Source organism: Planococcus massiliensis (assembly GCF_000821325.1).
Taxonomy (GTDB): Bacteria; Bacillota; Bacilli; order Bacillales_A; family Planococcaceae; genus Planococcus; species Planococcus ruber.
Window position 1 is genome coordinate 1,828,255 of record NZ_CCXS01000001.1, and the last position, 24,656, is coordinate 1,852,910.

Below are 24,656 nucleotides of genomic sequence, written 5' to 3' on the forward strand. Positions count from 1 at the left end.
AAGCCTTTCAGAGCTGAACGCCAGCCTCCGCTTTTCGATTAAAATTCCGCAAGTTCCCGCATCGCTTTTTCCACTTTATCCGGGTTGATCATGAAGTATTTTTCCATTGTCGGCGCATACGCCATCGCCGGAACATCTGGCCCTGCCAAGCGTTTGATCGGTGCATCAAGGTCAAATAGGCAGTTTTCAGCGATGATCGCCGCCACTTCACCGATAATGCTTCCTTCTTTATTGTCTTCTGTGACCAATAGAACTTTTCCGGTTTTCTTCACTGCTTCGATAATGCCGTCTTTATCCAACGGATAAATCGTGCGCAGATCTAGAACATGTGCAGAAATGCCGTCTTCTGCCAGGCGCTCTGCCGCTTGCAGCGCGAAATGGACAGCCAGTCCGTAAGTAATGACGGTAACGTCTTCGCCTTCGCGTTTTACATCCGCTTTTCCGATCTCAACAGTATAGTCGTCTTCTGGAACTTCTCCTTTGATCAAACGGTAAGCCCGTTTATGCTCAAAGAACATGACCGGATCTTCATCGCGGATCGCCGCTTTCAATAATCCCTTCGCATCGTATGGAGTGGACGGAATGACAATTTTCAATCCAGGCTGATTCGCAAATACCGCTTCCACTGATTGGGAGTGGTAAAGCGCCCCGTGAACGCCGCCGCCAAATGGTGCGCGAAAAACGATCGGGCATGACCAATCATTGTTCGACCGGTAGCGGATGCGCGAAGCTTCCGAAATGATCTGGTTGACTGCAGGCATGATGAAATCTGCAAATTGGAATTCAGCGATCGGGCGCATGCCGTACATCGCTGCTCCGATTCCAACACCGGCAATCGCTGATTCCGCAAGCGGCGTATCAACTACACGGTCTTCTCCGAATTGATCATACAATCCTTGCGTTGCTTTAAATACGCCGCCTTTTTTCCCGACATCTTCACCTAGGACAAAAACGTTTTCGTCACGTTCCATTTCTTCTTTCATGGCAAGCGTGATGGCGTCAATATAATTCATTACTGCCATTATTCGTTTCCTCCTTTTTCCGCATAGACATATTTAAGTGTATGTTCCGGTTCTGCGTATGGAGCGTTTTCAGCGTAATCTGTCGCTTCGTTTACGATCACCATGATGCGGTCGTTGATTTCTTTTTCCAATTCATCATCCATGATGCCGTTTTCTTTCAAATATGCACCAAAAGTCAGGATGGGATCTTTATCTTTTTGCGCAGCCAATTCGTCTGCTGAACGGTATTGGCGGTGATCATCATCCGATGAATGGGCCGTCATCCGTTCAGAAACCGTTTCGATCAAGCTTGGGCCTTCGCCGCGGCGTGCACGGTCAGCCGCTTCTTTCACGTGTTTATAGACTTCAATCGGATCATTTCCGTCAATTGTCACACCCGGCATGCCGTAGCTTGCTGCACGGTCTGATACGTTCTTGCTCGCCACTTGGCGGTCGAATGGAACAGAAATCGCGTATTTATTGTTTTCGACCATTGTGATGACCGGCAATTTATGGACGCCTGCAAAGTTCAAGCCCTCATGGAAATCTCCTTGGTTGGAAGAACCTTCGCCAAGCGTATTGAACGTGATGAAATCCTGCTTTTTCATTTTCCCGGCAAGTGCAACACCGACTGCATGCGGCAATTGCGTCGTTACCGGCGAAGAACCCGTCAAAATACGGTTTTTCTTTTGGCCGAAATGCCCTGGCATCTGGCGTCCGCCGGAGTTCGGATCTTCTGCTTTTGCAAACGCTGAAAGCATAATGTCTTTCGGAGTCATGCCGAAATGCAGCACGACGCCCAAATCACGGTAATAAGGTGCAATATAGTCTTTCGTATTATCCAGTGCATAAGCTGCTCCTACTTGAGCCGCTTCTTGCCCTTGGCATGAAATGACGAACGGGATTTTGCCGGCCCGGTTTAGGAGCCACATCCGCTCATCCACACGGCGCGCCGTCATCATCGTTTCATAGATCTTCAATAAATCTTCTTTCGTCAAACCTGCTTCTTCGTGTTTTGAAGCCATTTGAACTCCTCCTTTAGCTATGGATTGCTTTTCCGTCTACAGCAAGTGCCGCTTCTCCCATGACTTCAGACAATGTCGGGTGCGGATGGATCGTTTCGGCAATTTCCCATGGCGTTGCGTCAAGCACCATTGCAAGGCCCGCTTCAGAAATCATATCCGTTACGTGCGGCCCGATCATATGGACACCGAGAATATCGTTCGTGGCTTTGTCAGCGATAATTTTCACAAATCCATCTGACTCGCCGTAAACAAGCGCTTTCCCAATTGCTTTAAATGAGAATTTGCCGACTTTGACATCAAAGCCTTTTTCTTTTGCCTGATCTTCCGTAATGCCGACGCTTGCCGCTTCCGGATTCGAATAAATGCAGCGGGAGACCAAATCGTAGTTGATGGCATGCGGATTATTTCCTTTAATATGCTCGATCGCTGTAATGCCTTCGTGCGAAGCCACGTGCGCAAGCTGAAGGCCGCCAATAACATCGCCAATTGCGTATATATGCGATTCTTTTGTCTGGAAGGTGTTTTTCACTTGAATAAACCCTTTTTCCACCACGATGTCCGTATTTTCCAGGCCGATGTTTTCAACATTTGCCTGGCGCCCAACCGAAACCAGCATTTTCTCAGCTGAGAAAGATTCCGTGCCGTTTTTCGTTTCTGCTTGGATCGCCACGCCGTTTTCGCCCGTTTGAAGCGTTTCAGCCATCACTTTGGCGCTCGTTGCAAATTTGATGCCTTTTTTCGATAGGAGTTTTTGCATTTCTTTCGAAATATCTTTATCTTCCGTTGGAAGAATGCGGTCAGCGTACTCAATTACCGTGACTTCCACCCCGAAATCGTTCAGCATGGATGCCCATTCGATGCCGATGACTCCTCCGCCGACAATAAGAATAGATTTTGGAAGTTCTTCCATCGCAAGCGCTTCATCCGAGCTCATGACGAATTTCCCGTCGATGGCAAGGCCCGGAAGCGTGCGCGGACGAGATCCGGTCGCAATGATGACGTTATTCGGGATCAGCATTTCATTTTCTTCCCCGTTGTTCAGTTCCACTGAAATCGTGCCTGGGTTTGGCGAAAAGATGGACGGCCCGAGAATTCGCCCGATGCCTTCATAAACATCGATTTTGCCTTTTTTCATCAAGCCTTTGACGCCTGCATGCAATTGGTCCACAATGCCTTGTTTTCGCTGTTGGACACGGGAGAAATCCAATGAAACTTCGCCTGTGTTAACGCCGTAATCCGCCGCATGGTTTTTCGTTGTAGAGTAGACTTCCGCACTGCGCAGCAGCGCTTTGCTTGGAATACAGCCTTTATGTAAACAGGTCCCGCCTAAATTTCCTTTTTCAACAATCGCCGTCTTTAACCCTAATTGTGCTGAACGGATCGCAGCTACATATCCGCCCGTTCCGCCGCCTAGAATGACTACATCATAATTTTGTGCCATAAGTGAAGATGACCTCCTTATTCTGATAATGCTGGGTAAACTTTCGCGTCTTCTTCATTTCTTAGAACCCGGACTGCTCCTTCAGCCAATGCCTGAAGCTCGTTCTCCCCCGGTACGACCACCACATCCGAAATCCAGCGGATGCGCTTCGTGATTTCTTCGGTTAACGCTTTGCCGTGCACCAACGATCCCGTTAAGATGATGGCATCAATGCGGCCTTCAAGAACTGCGCTTGCTGCCCCGATTTCTTTCGCTACTTGATAAGCCATAGCGTCAAAAATCGATTTTGCTGCAAGGTCGCCATTCTTAATCCGCCGTTCGATTCGGACGCTGTCGCTTGTCCCTAAATAGCCGGATACTCCAGAATTCCGGACAAGCTTCAGCAGCATTTCCCGCCGGCTGTATTGACCGGAAAAACACAACTCCACCAGATCGCCGGAAGGGATTGTCCCTGCGCGTTCCATGCTGAATGGGCCATCGCCATGGAGGCCGTTGTTGACATCGACCACTTTGCCGCCCTGATGGACTCCGACAGTAATGCCTTTGCCTAAATGGGCGACGATCAATCGGACCTCTTCATAGCTTTGCCCCCGCTCTTTTGCGTATCTGCGGGCAACCGCTTTCTGATTCAGGGCATGGAAAATCGATTTTCGTTCAATGCCGCTAAAGCCGGAAACTCTGGCAAGCGGCGATAGCTCATCAACCACTACCGGATCGACAATAAATGAAGGGATATTTAAGCCACTTGCAATTTCATACGCAACAATGCCCCCTAAATTGGAGGCATGCTGACCTAATATTCCTTTTTGTAAATCTTCGAGCATTGCTTCATTCACTAAATAGGTCCCGCCTTCTATCGGACGAAGCAATCCTCCCCTGCCGCATACGGCCGCCAGGTTCGAGACATTCATGCCTTCTTCATCCAACGCTTCAAGAATCGCTTGTTTTCGAACGGCACTTTGATCTGCTAATGAAGCAAATTCATCAAATGCATCCGATGAATGATGGAGCGTTTTCTCCATAATCAAAATGTCGTTGTCAAAAACGCCGATTTTAGTCGCATCTGAGGCGGGATTCAGGACCAAAATACGATGATGCTGTTCTTGCACAAGCGAATCCTCCATTTCTCTATTATCTTCTGCTTAGGATGTTATGTCCGTTGCGCAAAAATTGTGATCTTGAGTTTTTAACGCGGTTGATGCGTTCTTCCGCCATGCGCTCAGCTGCGATGTAGCTTGGAATGCCATCGCGTTTTGCGATTTCAAAAATGCGAGTGATGCTGTCATAGATGGTTTCTACGCGCTTCATCGCACGTTCGTTATTGTAGCCGTATAATTCATCCGCAACGTTGATTACGCCGCCTGAGTTGATGACGAAGTCCGGTGCATAAACGATGCCTCTTGCTTCCAATTCATCGCCGTGGCGCTCTTCTTTCAATTGGTTGTTGGCAGATCCTGCAACGACTTTAACTTTCAGTTGAGGAATCGTATCGTCATTGATGATGGCACCCATTGCACATGGTGCGAAAATATCCGCTTCCTGTGAATAGATTTCATTAGGTGCAACAGTCACGGCGCCGAAATCATTGACAGCGCGCTGCACCGCTTCTTGGTTAATATCCGTAACAATCAGTTTTGCGCCTTCTTCGTGAAGATGTTTGCAAAGGGTATAAGCTACGTTTCCTACGCCTTGAACCGTAACTGTTTTGCCTTCAAGCGAATCATCGCCGAATGCTTCAAGCGCAGCCGCTTTCATGCCGATGTAAATGCCGTAAGCAGTTACCGGTGAAGGGTTTCCTGAAGAACCGAATGCAGGTGAGATGCCTGTAACAAAATCTGTTTCTTCATGGATCAAGTCCATGTCTGCAACAGTTGTACCGACATCTTCAGCTGTGATGTAACGGCCATTCAAGCCTTGGATGAAGCGTCCGAATGCACGGAACATTTCTTCGTTTTTGTCTTTCAGCGGATCGCCGATAATAACCGTTTTGCCTCCGCCAAGGTTTAATCCGGCAGCTGCGTTCTTATAAGTCATTCCACGGCCAAGGCGGATTGCATCTTCGATTGCTTCTTCTTCAGTGTCATAATTCCACATGCGTGTACCGCCTAGAGCAGGTCCGAGCGTCGTATCGTGGATGCAGATGATTGCTTTTAATCCTGAGTTTTTATCTTGGCAAAATACCAATTGTTCGTAGTCGTGCTGTTCCATTCTTTTGAAAATTTCCATTGTAAATTCCTCCTAGTGGTCTCGTTAGATAGTCGATGAGCGAATGGCGAGTGCAAGCGAGAACAATTTCGTTTCTGCGCTGTCTGCCCGGGAAGTCAGCACGATGGGCGCTTTCGCACCTACAATGACGCCTCCCACTTTCGCTTTCGAAAAAAACACCAATGATTTATACAAGATATTGCCTGATTCGATATTGGGGACCAACAGAATATCAGCTAACCCCGCTGACTTCGCAGCGATCCCTTTGTGTTTTGCTGCTTTTAGCGAAATTGCATTATCAAGGGCTAGCGGCCCTTCTACAATGCACCCTGTTATCTGTCCGCGCTTATTCATTGCGGTAAGCGCGGCGGCATCAACAGTTGCCTGCATAACGGGATTGACGACTTCAATGGCAGCGAGCGGCGCAACCACCGGCATTTGGATCCCCAGGGAATGTGCGAAAAAAACAGCATTCTGGATGATCTCAGCTTTTCGCTGCAGATCCGGATGGATGTTCATTCCGGCGTCCGTCACAAATACAAGCCGTTCGAAACCTTCGATTTCAAAAGCGGCTACATGCGATAAAACCTGATCGGTCCGCAGGCCAAATGCTGGCTGTAAAACCGCTTTCATTAATATTGCTGTCGGTATATGGCCTTTCATCAATACATCAGATTCCTTGTTGGAAACTGACTTTACAGCTGCTTCTGCTGCTGATTGAGGATCGGCTGCATGGTGAATTTTTATTTTAGGGTGATTGCTGAGATAAGGATGGCTTTTCCCAATTGCAGACCGCAATTTTTCCAAGTCATCGAAAAGCCTGAAACTGGCAAGATTCCGCTCGAGCGAACGATGGACCGCTTCCAGGACTTCCGAGTCTGCCGCAGCCGCAACAGCTACTACCGTTTCTTTGCTGCTCGCCGTATTTTCCAGGATCTCCACTAATGTGGCCATCAAAATCACCCCGTTCCTTTTTAATTAAAGCAGAATAAAAGCCAAGATATAAGTCTTGAAAGCGCTTTATTTCCTTTTTAAGGCTATTTACTGTGCAAATTATTGCAAAACCCTGCAATAATTTGCACACATTCATGATAAGCCATATTTTTCGAGTTTATAATATAAAGTACGAAGAGAAATTTCCAGCTGTTTGGCAGTCTTCGACTTATTTCCTTTGAATTGCGTGAGCGCATGATGCAAAATGCCGCGCTCGACGGCGTCCAGCTGTTCCTGGAGCGGCACTGATGATTCAACGACGACTTCATGCTTTGCTTCAGCCGCTTTCAGCATGTTCCGCGGAATGTGTTCTTCGGTTAACGTCTTGTCATTCATCTGCATGAAAATCATCGACCGGCTGATGACGTTTTCCAATTCCCGGACATTGCCTGGCCAATCATAGACTTTCAGCAATTGCGTCGCTTTTTCGGTGACCGCCTCTACATTCCGTCCGTATTCCTGATTCAACTTCAGCAAGAGCCGTTCAACGATTTGCGGAATGTCCTGCTTCCGTTTCCGCAGGGGCGGAATTAGGATCGGCATGCGGTTCAGCCGGTAGTACAGATCCTCGCGGAACGTCCCGTCAAGAAGCGCTTTTTCCATATTCGCATTGGTTGAAGCGATTACTCGGACATTGACCGGAATAGGAATTGTACCGCCGATGCGCAGCGTTTCATGCTCCTGCAGGACACGAAGCAATTTGCTTTGGAGCGCCGGGGACAATTCACCGATTTCATCCAGGAAAATACTGCCGTTGTTCGCTTCTTCAAACAATCCGCGCTTTGCTCCGCTGTTAACGCCTGGGAGCGCGCCTTCTTCGTAGCCGAACAGTTCGCTGTCGAGCAGCGATTCCGATAGAGCTGCACAATTAACCCGCACAAACTTATTGAATTTCCGTTCGCTCGCACTGTGGATGGCATGGGCGAATAATTCTTTGCCGGTTCCGGATTCCCCTCGAAGCAAGACGGTTACGAGCGTCTGGGCGGCAAGCTTCGCCTGCTGAAGGCTCAGCTGCATTTCGGAAGAATAGCCGACAATGTCATCAAATGTATATTTCGATTCCAGGGTCCGAATGATGCTCCGCGCCCGGTCCAATTCTTTCATCAGTGACCGGATTTCGGTCGTATCGTGGATGACGCCGACACTTCCTTTTAGTTGGTTGTCTACGATTATCGGCGCCACATTGACAATGACTTCCCGGTTCGCAGGGCCGACTTTCAAATTCACTCCGCGGTAGGGCTTGCGTGTCTGCAGCGCTTTTAAGTGCATGCTTTCCCCTTCCGAAATATCCGCTGAAGCCGGCTGCCCGATGACATCTTCCGTCTGTAGGCCCGTAATGCGCGTATACGCCGGATTGACTAACAGCCCATTGCCTTTCTCATCGACTACGGAGATGGCATCATCGCTCGACTGGATAATCGCTTGCAGCATCGTCTGCACTTCTTTTAGATCGGTAATCTGCTCTGCTAACGAAACGACTTCGCTGATATCTTTAAACACCGCAAATGCGCCGATGGTTTCCCCGTTCTCGTCAATCATCGGAAATCGGGAAGTGACAATTTTGGTGCCGTTTTTTAGCACGAGTTCCCGGTTCAATTCGGTGCGCGCAGTTTCATAAATCCGCGACAGTTCACTCGACGAAATGATTTCATTGACCGGCCGGCCGATGGCAGATTCGATATCCACGTTGACCATGCGGGCTGCGCTTCGGTTCATGAAATTGACATGCCCGTCTCTATCGATTCCGATCATGCCTTCTTCTATGGAATTAAAAATGATATTCTGTTTATGGCTTTCTTCGCTTAGCAAAGAAATCAAATGCTCTTTTTCGATCAATAGCCGGACAAGGGCATTGGCAATGCTGCCGGGTATGATCACCGTATTTTCCGAAAAAAATTGCGGCAGGTCTTTTTGTACGGCTTCGCTTCCCGTTACGTTAAAAACCATATCCACTAATTCTTTATCAAAATCCCGGTAGTTGTCCGTGGTGAAAATCCCTTCAGTTCTCGCAGTACGAATGGCCGGGGCATCCGGATTAGTGTCCGCGATGCCAACGACCCGCATATAATCAGACTCCAATAAAATTCGTAAAATGGCAGAGCCTCCAGCGCCGCCGCCAACAATCGCTACGTTTTGCAAATGGATTCATACCTTCCCTGAGTATTTTGCAATTAATTGCAGTACCTCTTCCAAGCGTACCTCAGGATTGAATTCTTGACAACTTTATCAGAATTGGAAACAATGGATGAAAGGAGTGAAAAGATGGGCCGTTTAATCGCTTTTATTATTTTGCTGATTCCAGGTATCCTGGCTGCATATGGCATCAAACTTATGCGCGATACTTTGTTCAATAAATTATTGGAGCCGTATCCTGCACTATGGCTTCAATTTACCCTGGGCACACTGTTTGTCGTTATCGGAATTGGATTTTTCGCCGGCTTCCTATTGAACCGGGACCGCAAGAAAGGGACAGTCGCTGAAAAATTTCAAAAGCGCCCCCAAAAATAATCTTCAAAATCCAAAAAAATTGCGTCTTACCTCTCATAGGCAAGACGCAATTTTTCTTTAATCCGATCCGGATAATCCGTAATCACACCTGCAAGCTCCGGCGCCAGCTCACGTAAAGCAGCTTCTCGTCCGAGCAGCCCGTAAATGCGGATTTTTTTCTTCATTTGTTGCAAGTTCTTTAAAAACTCCATGGAATACAGCCGCTTGTGGAGATGGATGCTGTCGATCCATTCCATTTTTTCGATCTTTTCAAGCGGCATGCCTTTTTTGACGATCAAGGCCATTTCGGTTTCCGGCATCCTTTCTTTCATTTTCCGCAGCAATTGAGGGTCAAATGAGGAAAGGTGAAACTCTCCTGCCCCTTCAAGCATCGCTGCCAAAATTTCAGGTCCTTCCGGATGGGTGGAGACCGACTTTTTCATTTCTATGTTCAATGGCACGTCTTTCTCTTTTGCCCATTGAATTACTTCGTAAGCAAGTGGAATGGAATGGCTGATAAACCGCCGTTTCCAGCGCTTGCCGATTTTAATATCCTTCAGCGACTCGTAGTTATTGGCTTCAATCAGGCAATTCTTCCCGCTGAGCCGCTTTAAATTGTCGTCGTGGTAGACCACTACAACTCCATCTTTCGTTATTTGCACATCCAACTCGATGCCCACTCCGAATTCGCACGCTTTTTGGAAAGCGCTCCATGTGTTTTCCAACATGTATCCGGAGGCGCCGCGGTGAGCGTACACTTTAACTTCAGACACGTTTCATCATCCTCTTTCTAATATAAAAAAAGCCAGGTCTGTGTCCTGGCTTTTTTCTATTTTAATTCCGATGAATAGACATTCGTTGAGCTTTCAAGCCCAGCAGTTAATCAGGATTAACCGCATATTCCTATTATAAATGATGATCGTGGCGAATGCTATCCGCAACCATTGCAATGAATTGTGAATTGGAAGGCTTGGATTGCAGGTGTTCTTCGCTGTAGCCGAAAATCTTTGATATGTGGGTAGTTTCGCTTTTGTTCCATACCAATTCGATCGCATGCCGGATCGAACGTTCGACCCTTGCAGGCGTTGTATCGAAAATATCGGCGATTCCCGGATACAAGGCTTTCGTAATCCGGTTTAAAATATCCGGATTATCCAGTACAAGCGAAACCGCTTCTTTCAAGTACACGTAGCCCTTGATATGAGGAGGAACCCCAATATCTTTCATCATCGTGCTGATGCGCTCTTCTTTTAATGTTTCGCTGCTCGCCGTATGCTGCGGAATCGACCGGTTTTGCATGATGTGGTTGATTTGCACAGCAAGGCGCTCGGTTTCAAACGGCTTCATAATAAAGTAAGACGCACCGTATTGGGCCGCTTGGCTCATGATCGATTCCTGGCCGAATGCCGAAAGCATGATAACGTCGATCCCCCGTAAGTTATTGTCTTCTTTGATCGCATCCAAAACCGCAATGCCGTCTAAATACGGCATAATGATATCCAAAACCAAAATATCGATTTTTTGCTTTTTCAGCATTTCAATGCACGTTTTTCCATTGTAGGCGATCGCGACAACTTCCATATTCGGTTCTTTGCTTAAATAATCGCTCATCAGCCTGACAAGTTCCCGATTATCGTCCGCAATTGCAATTTTAATTTTTTCCATCAACTTGTCCCCCTGTTGACTGCTTTTTGCATACTACCTCATGGCAAGTTTTCTGTCGCGCGCAAGCGTGAGCAATTCTTCGGCATGCTGTAAAGTCAAATCAGTAATTTCCGCTCCTGAGAGCATTCTGCTCATTTCTTCTGTCCGTTCATAGCCTTCAAGTTCATGGACGGCTGTGGTTGTACGCTGTTTTTCCACTTTCTTTTCGATGAATAAATGCTGGTCAGCCATCGCGGCGACTTGCGGCAAATGGGAAATGCACAGCACTTGGGAATGGACCGAGATGGCGGCAATTTTTTCGGCGATCGCCTGCGCCACTCTACCGCTGACTCCCGTATCGACTTCATCGAAGATAATGGACGTAATGCCTTGGTGTTTTGAAAAGATCGTTTTCAGCGCCAGCATCATCCGCGACAATTCGCCGCCGGAGGCCACTTTAGTCAACGGCTTCAGCGGTTCGCCAAGATTCGTTGATATATAGAACGCAATGGCGTCGCGGCCGGTGCGGTCAAACCTTCCGCCAGGCAGCGAAGCGAAATTCACTTCAAAAGAAGCTTTTCCCATATGGAGCTCGCGCAATTGTTCCATGATGGCTTTGCCAAGCTTCGCGGCGGCTTTTTTCCGTAAAATCGTCAGCTCTTCCGCTTCCACGCGCAGGTCTTCAGTCAATTCCTTCAGTTTTTCCTGATCCAATTGAATGCGCTGATCACGGTTGATCAACTTGTCCAATTCGTCCACTTGCGTTTCATGGTACAACAGAATATCTTCCACCGAAGCCCCGTACTTCCGTTTAAGCGACTGGATCAAAACAAGGCGCTGCTCGATTTCATTCAGACGGGCCGGGTCAAACTCCATATCATCCAGAATCCGCTTAATATCAGCCGACACGTCTTGGATTAAATAGAAAGCGCTTGAAAGCGTTTCGGAATGGCTATTCAACTGTTCATCTACAGAAGCGGCATGTTCAAGTTCCGACATGGCAGACCCTACCCAATCGAGCCCTTTCGACTCCCCTTGGATCGCTTCATGCGCGGCCGAAACCGATTCAAAGATTTTATTGAAATTTTGAAGTTTTTTTCGTTCTTGCTGGAGCTCTTCCTCTTCGCCAGCGATCAGTTCTGCCGCTTCGATTTCCCGCAGCTGAAACGTCAGCAAATCGATGCGCTGGGCAATCTGCTGCTCGTTTTCATTGTAAGAGGCAAATTCACGCTTCAGTTTCATGTATTTGTCATACGTGTGGAAATAACTTTCTTTCGCTTTCGTCAACGTTTTTCCGGCAAATTGATCCAGCAAATGAAGATGCTGTTTTTCATCCATCAATTCCTGCGTTTCGTGCTGGCCGTGAATGTCGATGAGGGCAGCGCCCACTTCACGAAGTATTGAAATGGTTACTAGTTTGCCGTTGATCCGGCAGACATTTTTTCCGCGGTCGTTCAATTCCCTGCGGAGCAGAATATCCCCATCACTTGAATCAATGCCGAATTCTTCTAATTTGCGAAACACTGGATGCTTTTCATTATCCAATGTGAACAATCCTTCTATTTCGGCTTTTTTAGCGCCATGGCGAATAAATTCCTGGCTGCCTCTGCCGCCAGCCAATAAATGGACCGCATCGATAATAATCGATTTTCCGGCCCCAGTTTCCCCCGTCAACACTGTCAACCCTTCTGTAAAGCTGACTGTCAAGGAATCGATGATCGCAAAATTGCGTATATCCAGTTCCCGAAGCATACACCCATCCACCTCTTTTTTAGAGCATTTCAATTAAACGCTGTTTTAAAATTTCGCGCTGTTCGACATCACGGCAAATAATCAGGCATGTGTCATCTCCGCAGATCGTCCCTAAAATTTCTTCCCAGTCTAAATGGTCAATTAAAGAACCGATGGCATGCGCATTCCCCGGCAGCGTTTTCATAATCAGGAAATGGCTCGCTCCGTCAATGCTGACAAACGCATCGGTCAACGCCCGGTGCAATTTTTGCATCGGATTGAAACGCTGGTCTGCCGGGAGGCTATATTTATAACGGCCGTCTTGCAGCGGCACTTTCACTAAATGCAGTTCTTTGATATCTCTTGAAACCGTCGCTTGCGTTACTTCATAGCCTGCTGATTTCAATAAGTCGACTAATTCATCCTGCGTCTCGATTTCGCGGTTCGAAATCAGATCACGGATTTTGATGTGGCGTTGGCCTTTGTTCACGTTTTATCCTCCTAGAATGAATAAATATTCTATTTCCTTAATATCGTACCTTTAAACAGAGGCGCTGACAAGTCAATTAGAAAAACACGAAATTTACTGGTTAAATTGGCAGTTCTGAAATACGACCAGTCGAATTTTCATTTGCAAAACAGGTCCATTTTCACAAAAAGAAAACACATCCCAAATGGAATGTGTTATAGGCGTTCATGTGCTTCCTTTACGGTTGCTAAAACCGTTTGTTCCGAAACCGCTGAAATTTCTTCACCGTCCAGAGCGGACTGGAGATGGAACAGAAATTCAATATTTCCTTCTCCCCCCGTGATAGGGGAAAAAGACATATTCCGCAGATGGAATCCGGCGTCCACCGCAAAGCCGCCGACTTTCATCAGCACGTCGCGGTGGGTTTTCGGTTCCCGGACAATCCCTTTCTTGCCGACAGCTTCACGCCCGGCTTCAAACTGCGGCTTCACTAAAGCGATCACATCGCCGCCTGGGACGATGATTTGCTTCAGGACCGGCAAAATGATGCGCAAAGAAATGAAACTGACATCGATGGTCGCAAATTCAGGCAAGCCTTCTGTAAAATCTTCCGGTTTCGAATTCCGGAAGTTGGTGCGTTCCATCACCGTTACGCGCGCGTCTTGCCGAATTTTCCAGGCCAGCTGGTTATAGCCGACATCCAGTGCGTAGCAATGCTTCGCGCCGTTCTGCAAAGCGCAATCCGTAAACCCGCCAGTCGAAGAACCGATATCAAGCATCAACTTGCCGTCTACAGACAAATCAAATTCGGCAATCGCTTTTTCAAGCTTTAAGCCGCCCCGGCTGACATATTTCAAATCATTGCCTTTCATTTGCAGGGGTGCATCTTCCGGAATTTTTTCTCCAGGTTTATTCATGCGTTCTTCGTTGGAATAGATAATTCCAGCCATAATGGCGCGTTTTGCTTTTTCCCGGGTTTCACAAATTCCCCGTTCGACCAGGAGAACATCCACCCGTTCTTTTTTCACTTTATTCGTCATACGTTCGTTTCCGCTTTCGCAGAAGCATTTACACGCTTTTTGATGACTTTTACCACTTCATCGCTGTTCAAATGAATTTCATCCATCAGTTCAGCAACATCGCCGTGTTCGATAAATTGATCCGGAATGCCCAAACGGTCGATGATTGCGCCGCGGTAATCATTTTCTTCAGCAAATTCCAGTACGCCGCTGCCGAAGCCGCCTTGCAGTACAGCTTCTTCAATCGTTACAATTGGCACGTTGCGCCCGAAGATCTGATGAAGCATGGCGGTATCCATCGGTTTGATGAAGCGCGCATTGACCACTTCTGCCTGTATGCCTTGTTCGCGCAATTGTTCCGCAGCATGAAGCGCCATCGGAATCGTCGTACCGAAAGTCAAGATGACGGCATCTTTGCCTTCTTTCAATACTTCCCACGAACCGATCGGCAAAGCCGCCAAATCGGAATCCATCTCTACGCCTAGACCATTTCCGCGCGGGTAGCGGAGTGCGATCGGCCCATCGTTGTACTCAATGGCCGTTTTCACCATATGCTGCCCTTCATTTTCATCTTTCGGCATCATGATTACCATATTCGGCAAATGGCGCAAGAACGCAATATCGAATACGCCTTGATGCGTTTCTCCATCCGCTCCAACCAATCCTGAACGGTCAATGCCAATAAACACATTTAAGTTTTGGCGGCAAATGTCATGGACTACCTGGTCATAGGCGCGCTGAAGGAATGTAGAGTAAATCGCCAGGAAAGGCTTCATGTCTTGCGTCGCCAGCCCTGCAGCCATCGTCGTCGCATGCTGTTCGGCAATGCCGACATCAAACATGCGGTTTGGGAACTCGGAAGCAAAGCCTTCAAGTTTCGAACCGACCGGCATTGCCGGTGTAATGGCTACGATGCGTTCGTCCGTTCTTGCCAGTTTCCGTACAGTTTCAGCAATCAAGCCGCTCCAAGAAGGCGCCTTGGAAGATGACTTCACAAGATCTCCTGTTTCCATCTTATAAGGCCCGATGCCATGCCACGTACCGATGCGGTCTTGTTCAGCCGGCAAATAGCCTTTGCCTTTTTTCGTGATCACATGCAATAGGACAGGTCCGTCCATTTTTTTCGCATACCGCAGATTTTCTTCCAGCTCTTCCAAGTCATGGCCATTGATCGGTCCAAGATATGTAAAGCCCAGTTCCTCAAAGAACATGCCGGATACAAGCAAATACTTCAAGCTGTCTTTCAAGCGTTCTGCTGTAGAAGCCAATTTCCCGCCGACCGCTGGAATTTTCTTCAAAAGATATTCCAAGTCGTCTTTGACTTTATTGTATTTGCCGGCGGTCCGCATTCTGCCTAGAACGCTATGCATCGCTCCAACATTCGGTGCAATGGACATTTCGTTGTCATTTAAGATAACAATCATATTCGTTTTTTCGTGTCCGATATGGTTAAGGGCCTCAAAAGCCATGCCGCCCGTAAGCGCTCCGTCTCCGATAATCGGAATCACGTGGTTTGTGTCTTTTTTAATATCGCGTGCAGCGGCCATTCCCATAGCAGCCGACAATGAAGTGGAACTATGCCCGGTCTCCCAGACGTCATGGTCACTTTCGTTGCGTTTCGGGAATCCGCACAATCCTTTGAATTGGCGCAGCGTATCAAATTGGCTGGCACGCCCCGTCAAGATTTTGTGCACATAGGATTGATGGCCTACGTCCCAGATAAATTTGTCTGTCGGGCTATTGAACACCCGGTGCAGGGCAATCGTTAATTCGACCACTCCTAAATTCGGGCCGATATGCCCGCCTGTTCTTGATAAATTTTCAATAAGAAATTGCCGGATATCTTCACTTAATTCAACAAGCTGTTTTTGATCCAGCTGTTTTAAGAAAGATGGACTAGTAATCGTATGCAGATCCATTGCCATCACACACCTTTTTTCTATATTTTTCACCGTTAAATTACCTTTACCTATTATAACAATCTATTCCAAATGTACAAACTTGAGCGCATCGCTTAATTGTTTCGTTCCACGATCAAAGCGGTCAATTCGTTAAGCAACTGTGGATTTCCGCCAAGCGATTGGATGGCTGCCAATGCTTCGGAAGCATGGTAATCCAGCTTTTCTTTCGCTTTCGGAAGGGTCAAAAGGCCTGGATAGGTGCTTTTTTCACTCGATTCATCTTTTCCGGCCGTTTTGCCAAGCTCCTGGGAAGTTCCTGTCACATCCAAAATATCATCCTGAATTTGGAAAGCGAGCCCGATATGTTCGCCGAACTTCGACAAGGCCACCATTTGTTCCGGAGTGGCACCTCCGAGTATCGCCCCAGCTACAATGCTGAAGGTCAGCAAAGCCCCCGTTTTCAGGCGATGGACTTGTTCCAGTTCCGCCAAAGTCAATTTCTTTTCTTCGCCTTCAATATCCAGCACTTGGCCGCCCACCATGCCTTCAGCTCCTGCTGATACGCTCATCAAGTCGATCAAGCGGATTTTATCGTCGCTGGATACATGCTTAAGACGTGCCACAATGCCGAAGCTGTAGGTCAATAAAGCATCGCCTGCAAGAATGGCCACCGCTTCGCCATATACTTTATGGTTCGTCGGCATGCCACGTCTCAAATCATCGTTGTCCATGCTTGGCAAATCATCATGGATCAATGAATACGTATGGATCATTTCTATGGCTGCCGCCACTTTTAGCGCGTCCGGATGGCTGCCGCCCAGTTCCTGCACGACGGCCAGCAATAAAATCGGACGGATCCGCTTACCGCCAGCCTGCAGCGAATAATCCATCGAATCTTTTAGCGAAGCAGGAATGTTCAGCTCTTGGATCAATGACGACAATTCTTGTTGGATCAACGGTTCATTCATTTCACGGAATAAAGTTAAATTCATTTCGACGTCCCATCCATTTCTACGTCAACTGAAACTTCCTTGCCGTTATTCATCATCGTGACGAGCTGCTTCTCTGCGCTCTGCAATTTATCGTGGCAGACTTTGGAAAGCTCCATCCCTTTTTGATAAAGCGTCAGTGCTTCTTCGAGCGGTACATCCCCTTGCTCTAACTGACGGACAATCTCTTCTAATTGTTCCATCGCCTGGTTAAACATGATCTCTTTTTCAGCCATTTTCTTTATCTCCTTCGTTCATCAGATTTCGTTCAGTCACTAGCGCTTTTAACGTGCCATCCTGCAAGGAAACGGTCAACTCATCTCCCGCTTCCACTTGTTTGATGCTTTTCACGACTTGGCCCTCTTTATAGGAAATTGAATAGCCCCGGTCCATAATTTTCAACGGGCTTAAGGCGTCCAGCGTCCGCATCGCAGCTGAGAACTGCTGCTGATTTGAGCGAAGCTGCGCAGTCAATAAATGATCCAGCCGCCGCTCCAACTGGCTGATATCCAACGCCGATTGTTTGATCCGATGGACTGGTGCACGATTTGCCAATTGACCATGCAAATAGGCATGGCGCTCTTTAGTTCGGTTAATCAGCTGCCCCGCTTCACGCTGCAAAGAATCCGTCGCTCTTTCGATCCGTTCGATGAATGGCCGGTATAAACGGTCCGGGTAAGCGAATGGCATCGAATTCGTCAACCGATTTAGCGCCGTCTGATCTTTCGTAATCATATTCGAGGTCATCCGATACATGGCTGACCGGTAGCCAAGCAGCCGGTCGATCAATTCAGCTTTGCTCGGCACTGCCAGTTCCGCCGCTGCAGTCGGCGTCGGAGCCCGAAGGTCTGCGACGAAATCGGAAATGGTCGTATCCGTTTCGTGCCCAACTGCGCTGATGATCGGAATATGCGACTGATAAATCGCGCGTGCGACCGCTTCTTCGTTAAACGCCCATAAGTCTTCGATCGAGCCGCCGCCGCGGCCAACGATCATCACATCAAAATCACTTTTTCCGGCTGCTTGAATCGACTGGACAATCGACTGCGTTGCTTGGGCCCCTTGCACCAGCGTCGGGAAAATCACCACTTTCGCCAAAGGATAACGCCGGTTCAACGTTGTAACGATATCTCTTACCGCGGCGCCAGTCGGAGCAGTAACAACGGCGATCCGCTTTGGAAAACGAGGAAAAGGCTTTTTATGGGCAGCACTGAACAGACCTTCTTTTGCCAGTTTTTCTTTCAACTGTTCGAAGGCCAGGTAATAATCCCCTATCCCGTCCGCTTGCATCGACTGGGCATATAATTGGTATTGTCCTGATGCTTCATAGACATTGACATCTCCACGGATTAAAACCGTCATCCCGCTTTCCGGCTTGAATTTGACCGATTTGGCATTCGCGGAAAACATGACGGCTGCAAGGCGCGCAGAGTTGTCTTTCAATGTGAAATAAATATGTCCGCTTGTATGGATTTTGACATTTGATAATTCCCCTTTGACATAGACGTCGCGCAAATGGGGATCCGCGTCAAATTTCTTTTTTATGTATTTGGTCAGTGCTTTTACGGATAAGTACGGGTCGGCCGACAACACATTTCAACCCCTGTCTTAGAAATTAAAAAGCTGTCTTTCTTTCGAAAAACAGCTTCATTTCTATCTATTTTACATCGTTTCGCCCGATTTGTCTTTCGCCAAACCGTTTTCAGCCGATTGAAGGGTGTTTCCCATCAGCATCGCGATGGTCATTGGACCGACGCCGCCTGGAACCGGCGTGATGTAGGATGCTGTATCCAGCACATCGTCAAAATCCACATCCCCGCATAATTTCCCGTTTTCATCTCGGTTCATACCGACATCAATAATGGCAGCCCCGGGTTTTACATAACGGCGGTCGACAAACTTAGCGATTCCGATCGCCGAAATCAAAATATCCGCCTGTCTCGTATACGAAGGCAGATCGTTTGTTTTTGAATGGCAGTAAGTGACTGTCGCATTAGCCTGCAGCATGAGTTGGCCAACAGGCTTCCCGACGATATTGCTTCGGCCGATCACGACTACGTGCTTTCCGGCTGGATCGATTTCGTAATGCTCGAGCAATTTCATAATGCCATGCGGCGTACACGGAAGAAATGCTTCTCTGCCAATGACCATATTGCCGACAGATACCGGATGAAAGCCATCCACGTCTTTTGATGGGTCGATGGCCAGAATCACTCCGAATTCATCAATATGGGCCGGCAATGGCAATTGCACAAGGATTCCATGAATTTCCGGATCATTATTCAGCTCTTCAATCGTTTCGAGCAATTCCCTTTCACTGATCGTATCGGGATATTGGTGGAGATCGGATCGCATCCCCAGCGCTTCGCATGTTTTTTTCTTATTTTTCACATATGTAAGAGATGCAGGATCTTCGCCGACGATCACGACCGCCAGTCCGGGCACCACACCTTGTTGCTTTAGATTTTCCACTCTCGTTTGCACTTGCTCTTTAATTTTACGGCTTACTGCTTTACCATCAATGATTGTTGCAGCCATTTAAAAACCCTCCAATTAGTTTGCCAGTTCGTCAGTGAATTTCGATAGTACACCGTTAACAAAACGGCTTGATTTGTCATCTCCAAAAGTTTTGCTCAATTCGATTGCTTCGTTCATGACCACATTTGAAGGTGCATCTTCCATAAAGGAAAGTTCAAATACTGCCAGCCGAAGAATGGTGCGTTCGACTTTCGGAAGGCGCTCAAGCGACCAATTCTCCAAATGCCCTTTTAATTTCTCGTCGATTGCTGGCATATTTTGGTGCGTTCCTTGGACAAGCAGACTGTAGAAATTGTCCTGCTCCGCTCCCATTACATGCTCAATCGCTTCTTCAATCGCCAATTCGGTGCCGTCCAACTGAAATAAAGTCTGGAGCGCCTTTTCACGTGCTTCGTGTCTTTTCATATCTATTCCCGATCTCCTTTTCGCAACTAATTACCCCTCATTATACAGGTATTCAGCCTGAACTTCCATGTTTGAAATCTTTAGACTAATTCCCTTTCCCGGCAACATCGTGCTGTTTTCAAACGCTGTCAGATTCGGGATCTGCCTCATTTAATTGCAGAGCCCGGCGAGCGGCAAAACAAAAAGCCATACCTTTTCCAAAAGAAGGAAAAGGTATAGCTTACAATTATTCGCCTGCCGGAGTTTCGAACTGGACTCCAGTAATATGCACATTCACTTCTTGCGTTTGAAGAGACGTCATATTTTCAAGTGTTTGGCGCACTTGTTCTTGAATTTTCAATGCCGTTTTCGGTATCGAAACACCGTAATTGACGACACAATACACATCAATCATCAATCCTTCTTCGGATAATTCGGTTTTGATGCCTTTGCCATGCACTTTTTTGCCTAAACGCTCTACTACGTCTGAAGCAAAGTTTCCGCGCATGCTGGCCACTCCTTCGATATCCGTTGCAGCGATGCTCGCAATAATTTCCAGCACTTCAGGAGCTACTTCGATATTGCCAAGGTCTTGAGCGCCTTTTGATTGCATGCGTACATAAGGGGCAGTTTTTTCAGCCATCGGTTGGTCTCCTCCTTTTAGGATTCCAATACATCATATTTCTCTAGGAATTTTGTATTGAAGTCTCCAGATTTAAACACTTCATGGTCCATCAATTTCGAATGGAACGGAATGGTCGTGTGAACGCCTTCGATGACAAACTCGTTCAGCGCACGCTTCATTTTCGCAATCGCTTCTTCACGGGTGTCTGCAAATGTGATCAATTTCGCGACCATTGAATCGTAGTAAGGCGGGATGCTATAGCCCGGGTACATCGCTGAATCGATGCGTACGCCAAGTCCGCCCGGCGGAAGGTACATATTGACCTTGCCTGCTGAAGGCATAAAATTCTTCGCCGGATTTTCAGCATTGATGCGGCATTCGATTGCCCACCCTTTAAATGTCACGTCTTCTTGCGTATAAGCCAAAGTTTCGCCGGAGGCCACTCTCAATTGCTGCTGGATCAAATCAATTCCAGTGATCATTTCAGTGACGGGATGCTCAACTTGAATTCTTGTATTCATTTCCATGAAATAGAATTTTTGGTTGATGGCATCAAAAATGAATTCGACCGTGCCTGCACCGCGGTATTCAACGGCTAACGCCGCTTTAACCGCTGCGTCGCCCATCTGCGCACGGATTTCAGGTGTCAATGCCGGTGACGGTGCTTCTTCGACTAGTTTCTGCATGCGGCGCTGAATCGAACAGTCGCGCTCCCCAAGATGGATTGCGTTTCCATGGGAATCGGCCAGAACCTGGATTTCCACATGGCGGAAATCTTCAATGAATTTCTCGATATAAACGCCCGGATTGCCAAAAGCAGCTGCCGCTTCTTTTTGGGTCATGCGCAGTCCAGTGATAAAGTCTTCACGATTGCGAGCAACCCGGATGCCTTTGCCGCCTCCGCCTGCTGTTGCTTTGATGATCACTGGGAAGCCGAGTTCTTCAGCAATTTCCAAGCCTTCTTTTTCGCTTCCGACGATGCCAGTCGAACCCGGCACTACCGGCACGCCGGCTTTTCTCATCGTTTCACGGGCCACGTCTTTTGTTCCCATTTTAGAAATGGCATCAGAAGTCGGGCCGATGAACATGATGTCGCAAGCTTCGCAAAGCTCGGCAAAACTCGCGTTTTCAGCAAGGAAACCATATCCCGGATGTATGCCGTCGCAGTTCGTCAATTTCGCAACGCTCATGATATTCGAGAAGTTCAAGTAACTGTCTTTTGAAAGTTTCGGGCCGATGCAATAAGCTTCGTCGGCCAATTCCACATGCAGCGCTTCTTTATCTGCTTCTGAATAAACCGCTACGGTTTCAATGCCCATTTCCTTGCAGGCACGGATGATCCGGACGGCAATTTCTCCACGGTTTGCTATTAAAACTTTTTTCATGGCCATTTCCCTCCTCACTTCGTTTTGACGAGGAATAAAGGTTGGCCGTATTCGACAAGCTGTCCGTCTTTGACAAGAATCTCAGCAATTTCCCCATCCACTTCCGCTTCGATTTCATTGAATAATTTCATCGCTTCGACGATGCATACCACTTGATCTGCAGAGACTTTTGTCCCCGGCTGAACATACGCTTCTTCTTCCGGCGACGGCGACTGATAAAATGTCCCGACCATTGGAGACAGGATTTTATGCATATTTTCTTCTTGGGCTGCTGGAACTTCAGGTGCCTCCTCAGAAATCAATTCCTCCGCTTTAGCTGCAGGAGTTGAAACTGGCGCTTTAGCCGGTTGCGCAGCCGGTTCAGCTGCAGGTGCCGAAGCTTGGACAGGTGCTGAAGCGCTTACTGTGCTTCCGCTTTTCTTCAACTTCACTTTCGTGCCTTCAGATTCATATGTGAATTCATCAATTGATGAATTGTCCACTAATTTAATGATTTCCCGGATTTCTTGAATTTTCAATGTATCCAACTCCCTTTATGTATGTAATGAACTACTCTACCATTTTAGACTTTTTTGAATGGTTTGGAAATAGCTAGATGTACATTTAAAAAAAGGCCTCTATAGTAAGAGGCCGGATTTTTATTAAGCAGTATTTCTGCTGCGACTTAGCAAAATATCCCTATATATAAACAGGATGAAAGGCCTTGCTTATTGTGCGCGTGATACATATGAAGAGTCTGTCGTATTGATGATCAAATGATCGCCTTCGTTGATGAAGAATGGTACTTGGACAACCAATCCTGTTGTAAGCTTCGCTGGTTTAGATCCGCCGCTCGCAGTATCGCCTTTGATCCCTGGATCGGTTTCAGCAACTTCCAATACGACTGTGTTCGGCAATTCAACACCCAGCACTTCTCCTTGGAACTGGATCACTTGCACTTCCATGTTCTCCTGCAAGAACTTCAATTCGTACTCGATGTTTTTTTCGTTCAATTCGATTTGGTCGTAAGTTTCTGTGTCCATGAAGGCATGCACATCGCCGTTTGCATAAAGATATTGCATTTTACGGTTGTCAATCTGAGCTTTCGCGACTTTCTCACCGGCACGGAAAGTTTTTTCCGTTACGCTGCCTGTGCGTAAGTTGCGCAATTTCGAGCGGACGAATGCTGCGCCTTTACCCGGCTTCACGTGCTGGAATTCCATAACGCGCCAAATTCCGCCATCCACTTCAATTGTTACTCCTGTTTTAAAATCGTTTACTGAAATCATTTTAAGTTCCTCCGTTTGTTATAAAATGCGTAGCTCTTTTGTGGAGTTAGTTAATCGTACGTTTCCTGACTCGGTAATTAGTATATCATCTTCGATGCGTACTCCGCCAATTCCCGGAAGATAAATTCCCGGTTCCACTGTTACAGCCATGCCTGGCTCAAGCACCGTCTGTGATTTAAATGATAACCCAGGACCTTCATGGACTTCAAGCCCAATACCGTGCCCTGTAGAATGGCCGAACGCCTCGCCGTAGCCTTTTGACTTGATGTAGTCGCGCGCAATGGCATCTGCTTCAATTCCAGTCATTCCCGGACCGATTTTTTCAACGCCCAGCAATTGAGAGTCCAAAACGATTTGATAGATTTCCTTCATTTTTTCAGACGGCTCTCCTACTGCAACTGTGCGGGTAATATCTGAAATATAGCCGTTGTATAGCGCCCCGTAATCAAGCGTGATCATATCGCCTTGTTCGACGATTTTGTCGGTCGCCACGCCGTGCGGCAACGCAGAACGATGGCCGGATGCGACAATCGTATCGAATGATGAAGAAGTCGCGCCTTGTTTGCGCATGAAGAATTCCAGTTCATTTGAAATTTCAAGCTCGGTTTGCCCTGCTTTGATAAAGCCGCAAATATGTTCAAACGCATCGTCCGCAATTTTTGCTGCCGCTTTTAAGATCTCGACTTCTTCCGGCGTCTTGATCATGCGGATTTTTTCGATCAGGCCACTGACCGGCTCCAATTCTGCTGCCAGTTTTTCTTTGTATTGTAGATAGGAAGAGTAAGTCACATAATCCTGCTCAAAAGCCAGCGCTTTGATGCCGAGTTCTTTTGCCTTTTCGGCTGCTTCTTCCAATAAATTTGTTTTAGCTTGCACCACTTCAAACTCCGTTACCTGCTCGGAAGCCTGCTCCGTGTAGCGGAAATCTGTAATGAAAAATGCCCGATCCTTCGTAACAAGCGCCAATCCTGCTGAACCGGTAAAATTCGTTATGTACCGAAGATTATAAGAACTCGTGACCAATAGTGCTTCGATGTTTTGCTCTGCCATTTCATTGCGCAATTTTTGTAATTTCAATTTCGCCATTCCCTTCTAGTTTCGAAATAATAAAGCTTGCAAGCCAAGTTTGTATCCATCTTTTCCGAATCCTGCGATTTGTCCGGCAGCTACCGGTGCAATATAGGAGTGATGCCGGAATTCTTCGCGTTTATAAATATTTGAAATATGTACTTCGATGACCGGTACTTCTACCGATGCAATGGCATCTCGGATGGCGACACTAGTATGGGTGTATGCCCCTGGATTTAGGACAATGCCTTCCGTCCCATCCTCTGCCGCTTCGTGAATCCAATCAACCAGGATGCCTTCGTGATTTGATTGCCGGCATTCCAATGTGATGCCGTTCTGGCCGGAAAATTCCATTAATTCAGTTTCCAGTTCGGCCAGTGTAAATGTTCCGTACGCTTCTTTTTCCCGTTTGCCTAATCGGTTCAAGTTTGGACCGTTCAAACATAAGATTTTCATTCCCATCACTCCTCTTTTGCCTCACCT

General features: G+C 47.3%; 25 protein-coding genes. 1 reads left to right on the top strand and 24 read right to left on the bottom strand.

Annotated elements, in window-relative coordinates; all coding sequences use genetic code 11:
* Nucleotides 1–38: 38 nt before the first annotated feature.
* The 7 genes from BN1080_RS08955 to BN1080_RS08985 form a co-directional block, all read right to left on the bottom strand.
* Nucleotides 39–1,022 carry an alpha-ketoacid dehydrogenase subunit beta gene (locus BN1080_RS08955; protein ID WP_052651725.1) on the bottom strand — a complete coding sequence of 328 codons (984 nt, stop codon included), beginning with the start codon at nt 1,020–1,022 and terminating at the stop codon, nt 39–41.
* A complete protein-coding gene (locus tag BN1080_RS08960) occupies nt 1,022–2,026 on the bottom strand; it encodes a thiamine pyrophosphate-dependent dehydrogenase E1 component subunit alpha (RefSeq protein ID WP_052651726.1) in 1,005 nt (334 codons plus the stop codon). The genes BN1080_RS08955 and BN1080_RS08960 overlap by 1 nt, the downstream gene beginning before the upstream one ends.
* Before the next feature lie 13 nt (nt 2,027–2,039).
* A complete protein-coding gene (gene lpdA, locus BN1080_RS08965; protein WP_052651727.1) occupies nt 2,040–3,467 on the bottom strand; it encodes a dihydrolipoyl dehydrogenase in 1,428 nt (475 codons plus the stop codon).
* Between the two features lie 17 nt (nt 3,468–3,484).
* Entirely contained in the window at nt 3,485–4,576 is a 1,092-nt protein-coding gene (gene buk, locus BN1080_RS08970; protein ID WP_052654512.1) for a butyrate kinase, read from the bottom strand.
* A gap of 22 nt (nt 4,577–4,598) precedes the next feature.
* Complete coding sequence (locus tag BN1080_RS08975; RefSeq protein ID WP_052651728.1) at nt 4,599–5,693, bottom strand: Leu/Phe/Val dehydrogenase; 1,095 nt, start codon at nt 5,691–5,693, stop codon at nt 4,599–4,601.
* Nucleotides 5,694–5,717: 24 nt separating this feature from the next.
* Nucleotides 5,718–6,626 carry a phosphate butyryltransferase gene (gene yqiS, locus BN1080_RS08980; RefSeq protein WP_052654515.1) on the bottom strand — a complete coding sequence of 303 codons (909 nt, stop codon included), beginning with the start codon at nt 6,624–6,626 and terminating at the stop codon, nt 5,718–5,720.
* 132 nt (nt 6,627–6,758) lie between these two features.
* Complete coding sequence (locus tag BN1080_RS08985) at nt 6,759–8,804, bottom strand: sigma-54 interaction domain-containing protein (RefSeq protein ID WP_052651729.1); 2,046 nt, start codon at nt 8,802–8,804, stop codon at nt 6,759–6,761.
* A 123-nt stretch (nt 8,805–8,927) separates the two neighbouring features.
* Here BN1080_RS08985 and BN1080_RS08990 point away from each other — a divergent pair, with 123 nt between their 5' ends.
* The gene (locus tag BN1080_RS08990; protein WP_052651730.1) at nt 8,928–9,173 is read left to right on the top strand and encodes a DUF2627 domain-containing protein; all 246 of its coding nucleotides are present in this window, start codon (nt 8,928–8,930) and stop codon (nt 9,171–9,173) included.
* 26 nt (nt 9,174–9,199) lie between these two features.
* On the opposite strand, the gene BN1080_RS08995 is transcribed toward BN1080_RS08990, so the two are convergent.
* The 17 genes from BN1080_RS08995 to aroQ form a co-directional block, all read right to left on the bottom strand.
* Nucleotides 9,200–9,925, bottom strand: coding sequence for a glycerophosphodiester phosphodiesterase (locus BN1080_RS08995; protein WP_052651731.1), 726 nt, complete (start codon nt 9,923–9,925; stop codon nt 9,200–9,202).
* A gap of 133 nt (nt 9,926–10,058) precedes the next feature.
* The gene (spo0A, locus tag BN1080_RS09000; protein WP_052651732.1) at nt 10,059–10,817 is read right to left on the bottom strand and encodes a sporulation transcription factor Spo0A; all 759 of its coding nucleotides are present in this window, start codon (nt 10,815–10,817) and stop codon (nt 10,059–10,061) included.
* A 33-nt stretch (nt 10,818–10,850) separates the two neighbouring features.
* The gene (gene recN, locus BN1080_RS09005; RefSeq protein WP_052651733.1) at nt 10,851–12,548 is read right to left on the bottom strand and encodes a DNA repair protein RecN; all 1,698 of its coding nucleotides are present in this window, start codon (nt 12,546–12,548) and stop codon (nt 10,851–10,853) included.
* 19 nt (nt 12,549–12,567) lie between these two features.
* The gene (gene ahrC / locus BN1080_RS09010; protein ID WP_052651734.1) at nt 12,568–13,017 is read right to left on the bottom strand and encodes a transcriptional regulator AhrC/ArgR; all 450 of its coding nucleotides are present in this window, start codon (nt 13,015–13,017) and stop codon (nt 12,568–12,570) included.
* Nucleotides 13,018–13,211: 194 nt separating this feature from the next.
* The gene (locus tag BN1080_RS09015) at nt 13,212–14,036 is read right to left on the bottom strand and encodes a TlyA family RNA methyltransferase (protein WP_052651735.1); all 825 of its coding nucleotides are present in this window, start codon (nt 14,034–14,036) and stop codon (nt 13,212–13,214) included.
* Nucleotides 14,033–15,934: a 1-deoxy-D-xylulose-5-phosphate synthase gene (dxs, locus tag BN1080_RS09020; protein ID WP_052654516.1), complete on the bottom strand. Its 1,902-nt coding sequence runs from the start codon at nt 15,932–15,934 to the stop codon at nt 14,033–14,035. The genes BN1080_RS09015 and dxs overlap by 4 nt, the downstream gene beginning before the upstream one ends.
* A gap of 95 nt (nt 15,935–16,029) precedes the next feature.
* The gene (locus tag BN1080_RS09025) at nt 16,030–16,908 is read right to left on the bottom strand and encodes a polyprenyl synthetase family protein (protein ID WP_052651736.1); all 879 of its coding nucleotides are present in this window, start codon (nt 16,906–16,908) and stop codon (nt 16,030–16,032) included.
* Nucleotides 16,905–17,141 (bottom strand): exodeoxyribonuclease VII small subunit, encoded by a 237-nt coding sequence (gene xseB, locus BN1080_RS09030; protein ID WP_052651737.1) that lies wholly within the window; start codon nt 17,139–17,141, stop codon nt 16,905–16,907. The genes BN1080_RS09025 and xseB overlap by 4 nt, the downstream gene beginning before the upstream one ends.
* Nucleotides 17,134–18,495, bottom strand: a complete 1,362-nt coding sequence (xseA, locus tag BN1080_RS09035) for an exodeoxyribonuclease VII large subunit (RefSeq protein ID WP_052654518.1) — start codon at nt 18,493–18,495, stop codon at nt 17,134–17,136. The genes xseB and xseA overlap by 8 nt, the downstream gene beginning before the upstream one ends.
* A 72-nt stretch (nt 18,496–18,567) precedes the next feature.
* The gene (folD, locus tag BN1080_RS09040) at nt 18,568–19,443 is read right to left on the bottom strand and encodes a bifunctional methylenetetrahydrofolate dehydrogenase/methenyltetrahydrofolate cyclohydrolase FolD (protein WP_052651738.1); all 876 of its coding nucleotides are present in this window, start codon (nt 19,441–19,443) and stop codon (nt 18,568–18,570) included.
* A 15-nt stretch (nt 19,444–19,458) separates the two neighbouring features.
* Nucleotides 19,459–19,848 carry a transcription antitermination factor NusB gene (gene nusB, locus BN1080_RS09045; RefSeq protein ID WP_052651739.1) on the bottom strand — a complete coding sequence of 130 codons (390 nt, stop codon included), beginning with the start codon at nt 19,846–19,848 and terminating at the stop codon, nt 19,459–19,461.
* Nucleotides 19,849–20,074: 226 nt separating this feature from the next.
* Complete coding sequence (locus tag BN1080_RS09050) at nt 20,075–20,470, bottom strand: Asp23/Gls24 family envelope stress response protein (protein WP_052651740.1); 396 nt, start codon at nt 20,468–20,470, stop codon at nt 20,075–20,077.
* A gap of 17 nt (nt 20,471–20,487) precedes the next feature.
* The gene (accC, locus tag BN1080_RS09055) at nt 20,488–21,837 is read right to left on the bottom strand and encodes an acetyl-CoA carboxylase biotin carboxylase subunit (RefSeq protein ID WP_052651741.1); all 1,350 of its coding nucleotides are present in this window, start codon (nt 21,835–21,837) and stop codon (nt 20,488–20,490) included.
* Nucleotides 21,838–21,851: 14 nt separating this feature from the next.
* The gene (gene accB, locus BN1080_RS09060; RefSeq protein ID WP_052651742.1) at nt 21,852–22,355 is read right to left on the bottom strand and encodes an acetyl-CoA carboxylase biotin carboxyl carrier protein; all 504 of its coding nucleotides are present in this window, start codon (nt 22,353–22,355) and stop codon (nt 21,852–21,854) included.
* Nucleotides 22,356–22,544: 189 nt separating this feature from the next.
* The gene (efp, locus tag BN1080_RS09065) at nt 22,545–23,105 is read right to left on the bottom strand and encodes an elongation factor P (RefSeq protein ID WP_052651743.1); all 561 of its coding nucleotides are present in this window, start codon (nt 23,103–23,105) and stop codon (nt 22,545–22,547) included.
* 18 nt (nt 23,106–23,123) lie between these two features.
* Nucleotides 23,124–24,191, bottom strand: coding sequence for a M24 family metallopeptidase (locus BN1080_RS09070; RefSeq protein WP_199876605.1), 1,068 nt, complete (start codon nt 24,189–24,191; stop codon nt 23,124–23,126).
* Nucleotides 24,192–24,197: 6 nt separating this feature from the next.
* The gene (aroQ, locus tag BN1080_RS09075; RefSeq protein WP_052651744.1) at nt 24,198–24,629 is read right to left on the bottom strand and encodes a type II 3-dehydroquinate dehydratase; all 432 of its coding nucleotides are present in this window, start codon (nt 24,627–24,629) and stop codon (nt 24,198–24,200) included.
* Between the last annotated feature and the right edge of the window lie 27 nt (nt 24,630–24,656).

What these genes read in the sequence shown, in the direction of transcription:
- BN1080_RS08955 (WP_052651725.1), bottom strand. Translation starts at nt 1,022, where the DNA reads ATGGCAGTAATGAATTATATTGACGCCATCACGCTTGCCATGAAAGAA.
- BN1080_RS08960 (WP_052651726.1), bottom strand. Translation starts at nt 2,026, where the DNA reads ATGGCTTCAAAACACGAAGAAGCAGGTTTGACGAAAGAAGATTTATTG.
- lpdA (WP_052651727.1), bottom strand. Translation starts at nt 3,467, where the DNA reads ATGGCACAAAATTATGATGTAGTCATTCTAGGCGGCGGAACGGGCGGA.
- BN1080_RS08975 (WP_052651728.1), bottom strand. Translation starts at nt 5,693, where the DNA reads ATGGAAATTTTCAAAAGAATGGAACAGCACGACTACGAACAATTGGTA.
- yqiS (WP_052654515.1), bottom strand. Translation starts at nt 6,626, where the DNA reads ATGGCCACATTAGTGGAGATCCTGGAAAATACGGCGAGCAGCAAAGAA.
- BN1080_RS08990 (WP_052651730.1), top strand. Translation starts at nt 8,928, where the DNA reads ATGGGCCGTTTAATCGCTTTTATTATTTTGCTGATTCCAGGTATCCTG.
- spo0A (WP_052651732.1), bottom strand. Translation starts at nt 10,817, where the DNA reads ATGGAAAAAATTAAAATTGCAATTGCGGACGATAATCGGGAACTTGTC.
- recN (WP_052651733.1), bottom strand. Translation starts at nt 12,548, where the DNA reads ATGCTTCGGGAACTGGATATACGCAATTTTGCGATCATCGATTCCTTG.
- BN1080_RS09015 (WP_052651735.1), bottom strand. Translation starts at nt 14,036, where the DNA reads ATGACGAATAAAGTGAAAAAAGAACGGGTGGATGTTCTCCTGGTCGAA.
- dxs (WP_052654516.1), bottom strand. Translation starts at nt 15,934, where the DNA reads ATGGATCTGCATACGATTACTAGTCCATCTTTCTTAAAACAGCTGGAT.
- BN1080_RS09025 (WP_052651736.1), bottom strand. Translation starts at nt 16,908, where the DNA reads ATGAATTTAACTTTATTCCGTGAAATGAATGAACCGTTGATCCAACAA.
- xseB (WP_052651737.1), bottom strand. Translation starts at nt 17,141, where the DNA reads ATGGCTGAAAAAGAGATCATGTTTAACCAGGCGATGGAACAATTAGAA.
- folD (WP_052651738.1), bottom strand. Translation starts at nt 19,443, where the DNA reads ATGGCTGCAACAATCATTGATGGTAAAGCAGTAAGCCGTAAAATTAAA.
- nusB (WP_052651739.1), bottom strand. Translation starts at nt 19,848, where the DNA reads ATGAAAAGACACGAAGCACGTGAAAAGGCGCTCCAGACTTTATTTCAG.
- BN1080_RS09050 (WP_052651740.1), bottom strand. Translation starts at nt 20,470, where the DNA reads ATGGCTGAAAAAACTGCCCCTTATGTACGCATGCAATCAAAAGGCGCT.
- accC (WP_052651741.1), bottom strand. Translation starts at nt 21,837, where the DNA reads ATGAAAAAAGTTTTAATAGCAAACCGTGGAGAAATTGCCGTCCGGATC.
- efp (WP_052651743.1), bottom strand. Translation starts at nt 23,105, where the DNA reads ATGATTTCAGTAAACGATTTTAAAACAGGAGTAACAATTGAAGTGGAT.
- BN1080_RS09070 (WP_199876605.1), bottom strand. Translation starts at nt 24,191, where the DNA reads ATGGCGAAATTGAAATTACAAAAATTGCGCAATGAAATGGCAGAGCAA.
- aroQ (WP_052651744.1), bottom strand. Translation starts at nt 24,629, where the DNA reads ATGAAAATCTTATGTTTGAACGGTCCAAACTTGAACCGATTAGGCAAA.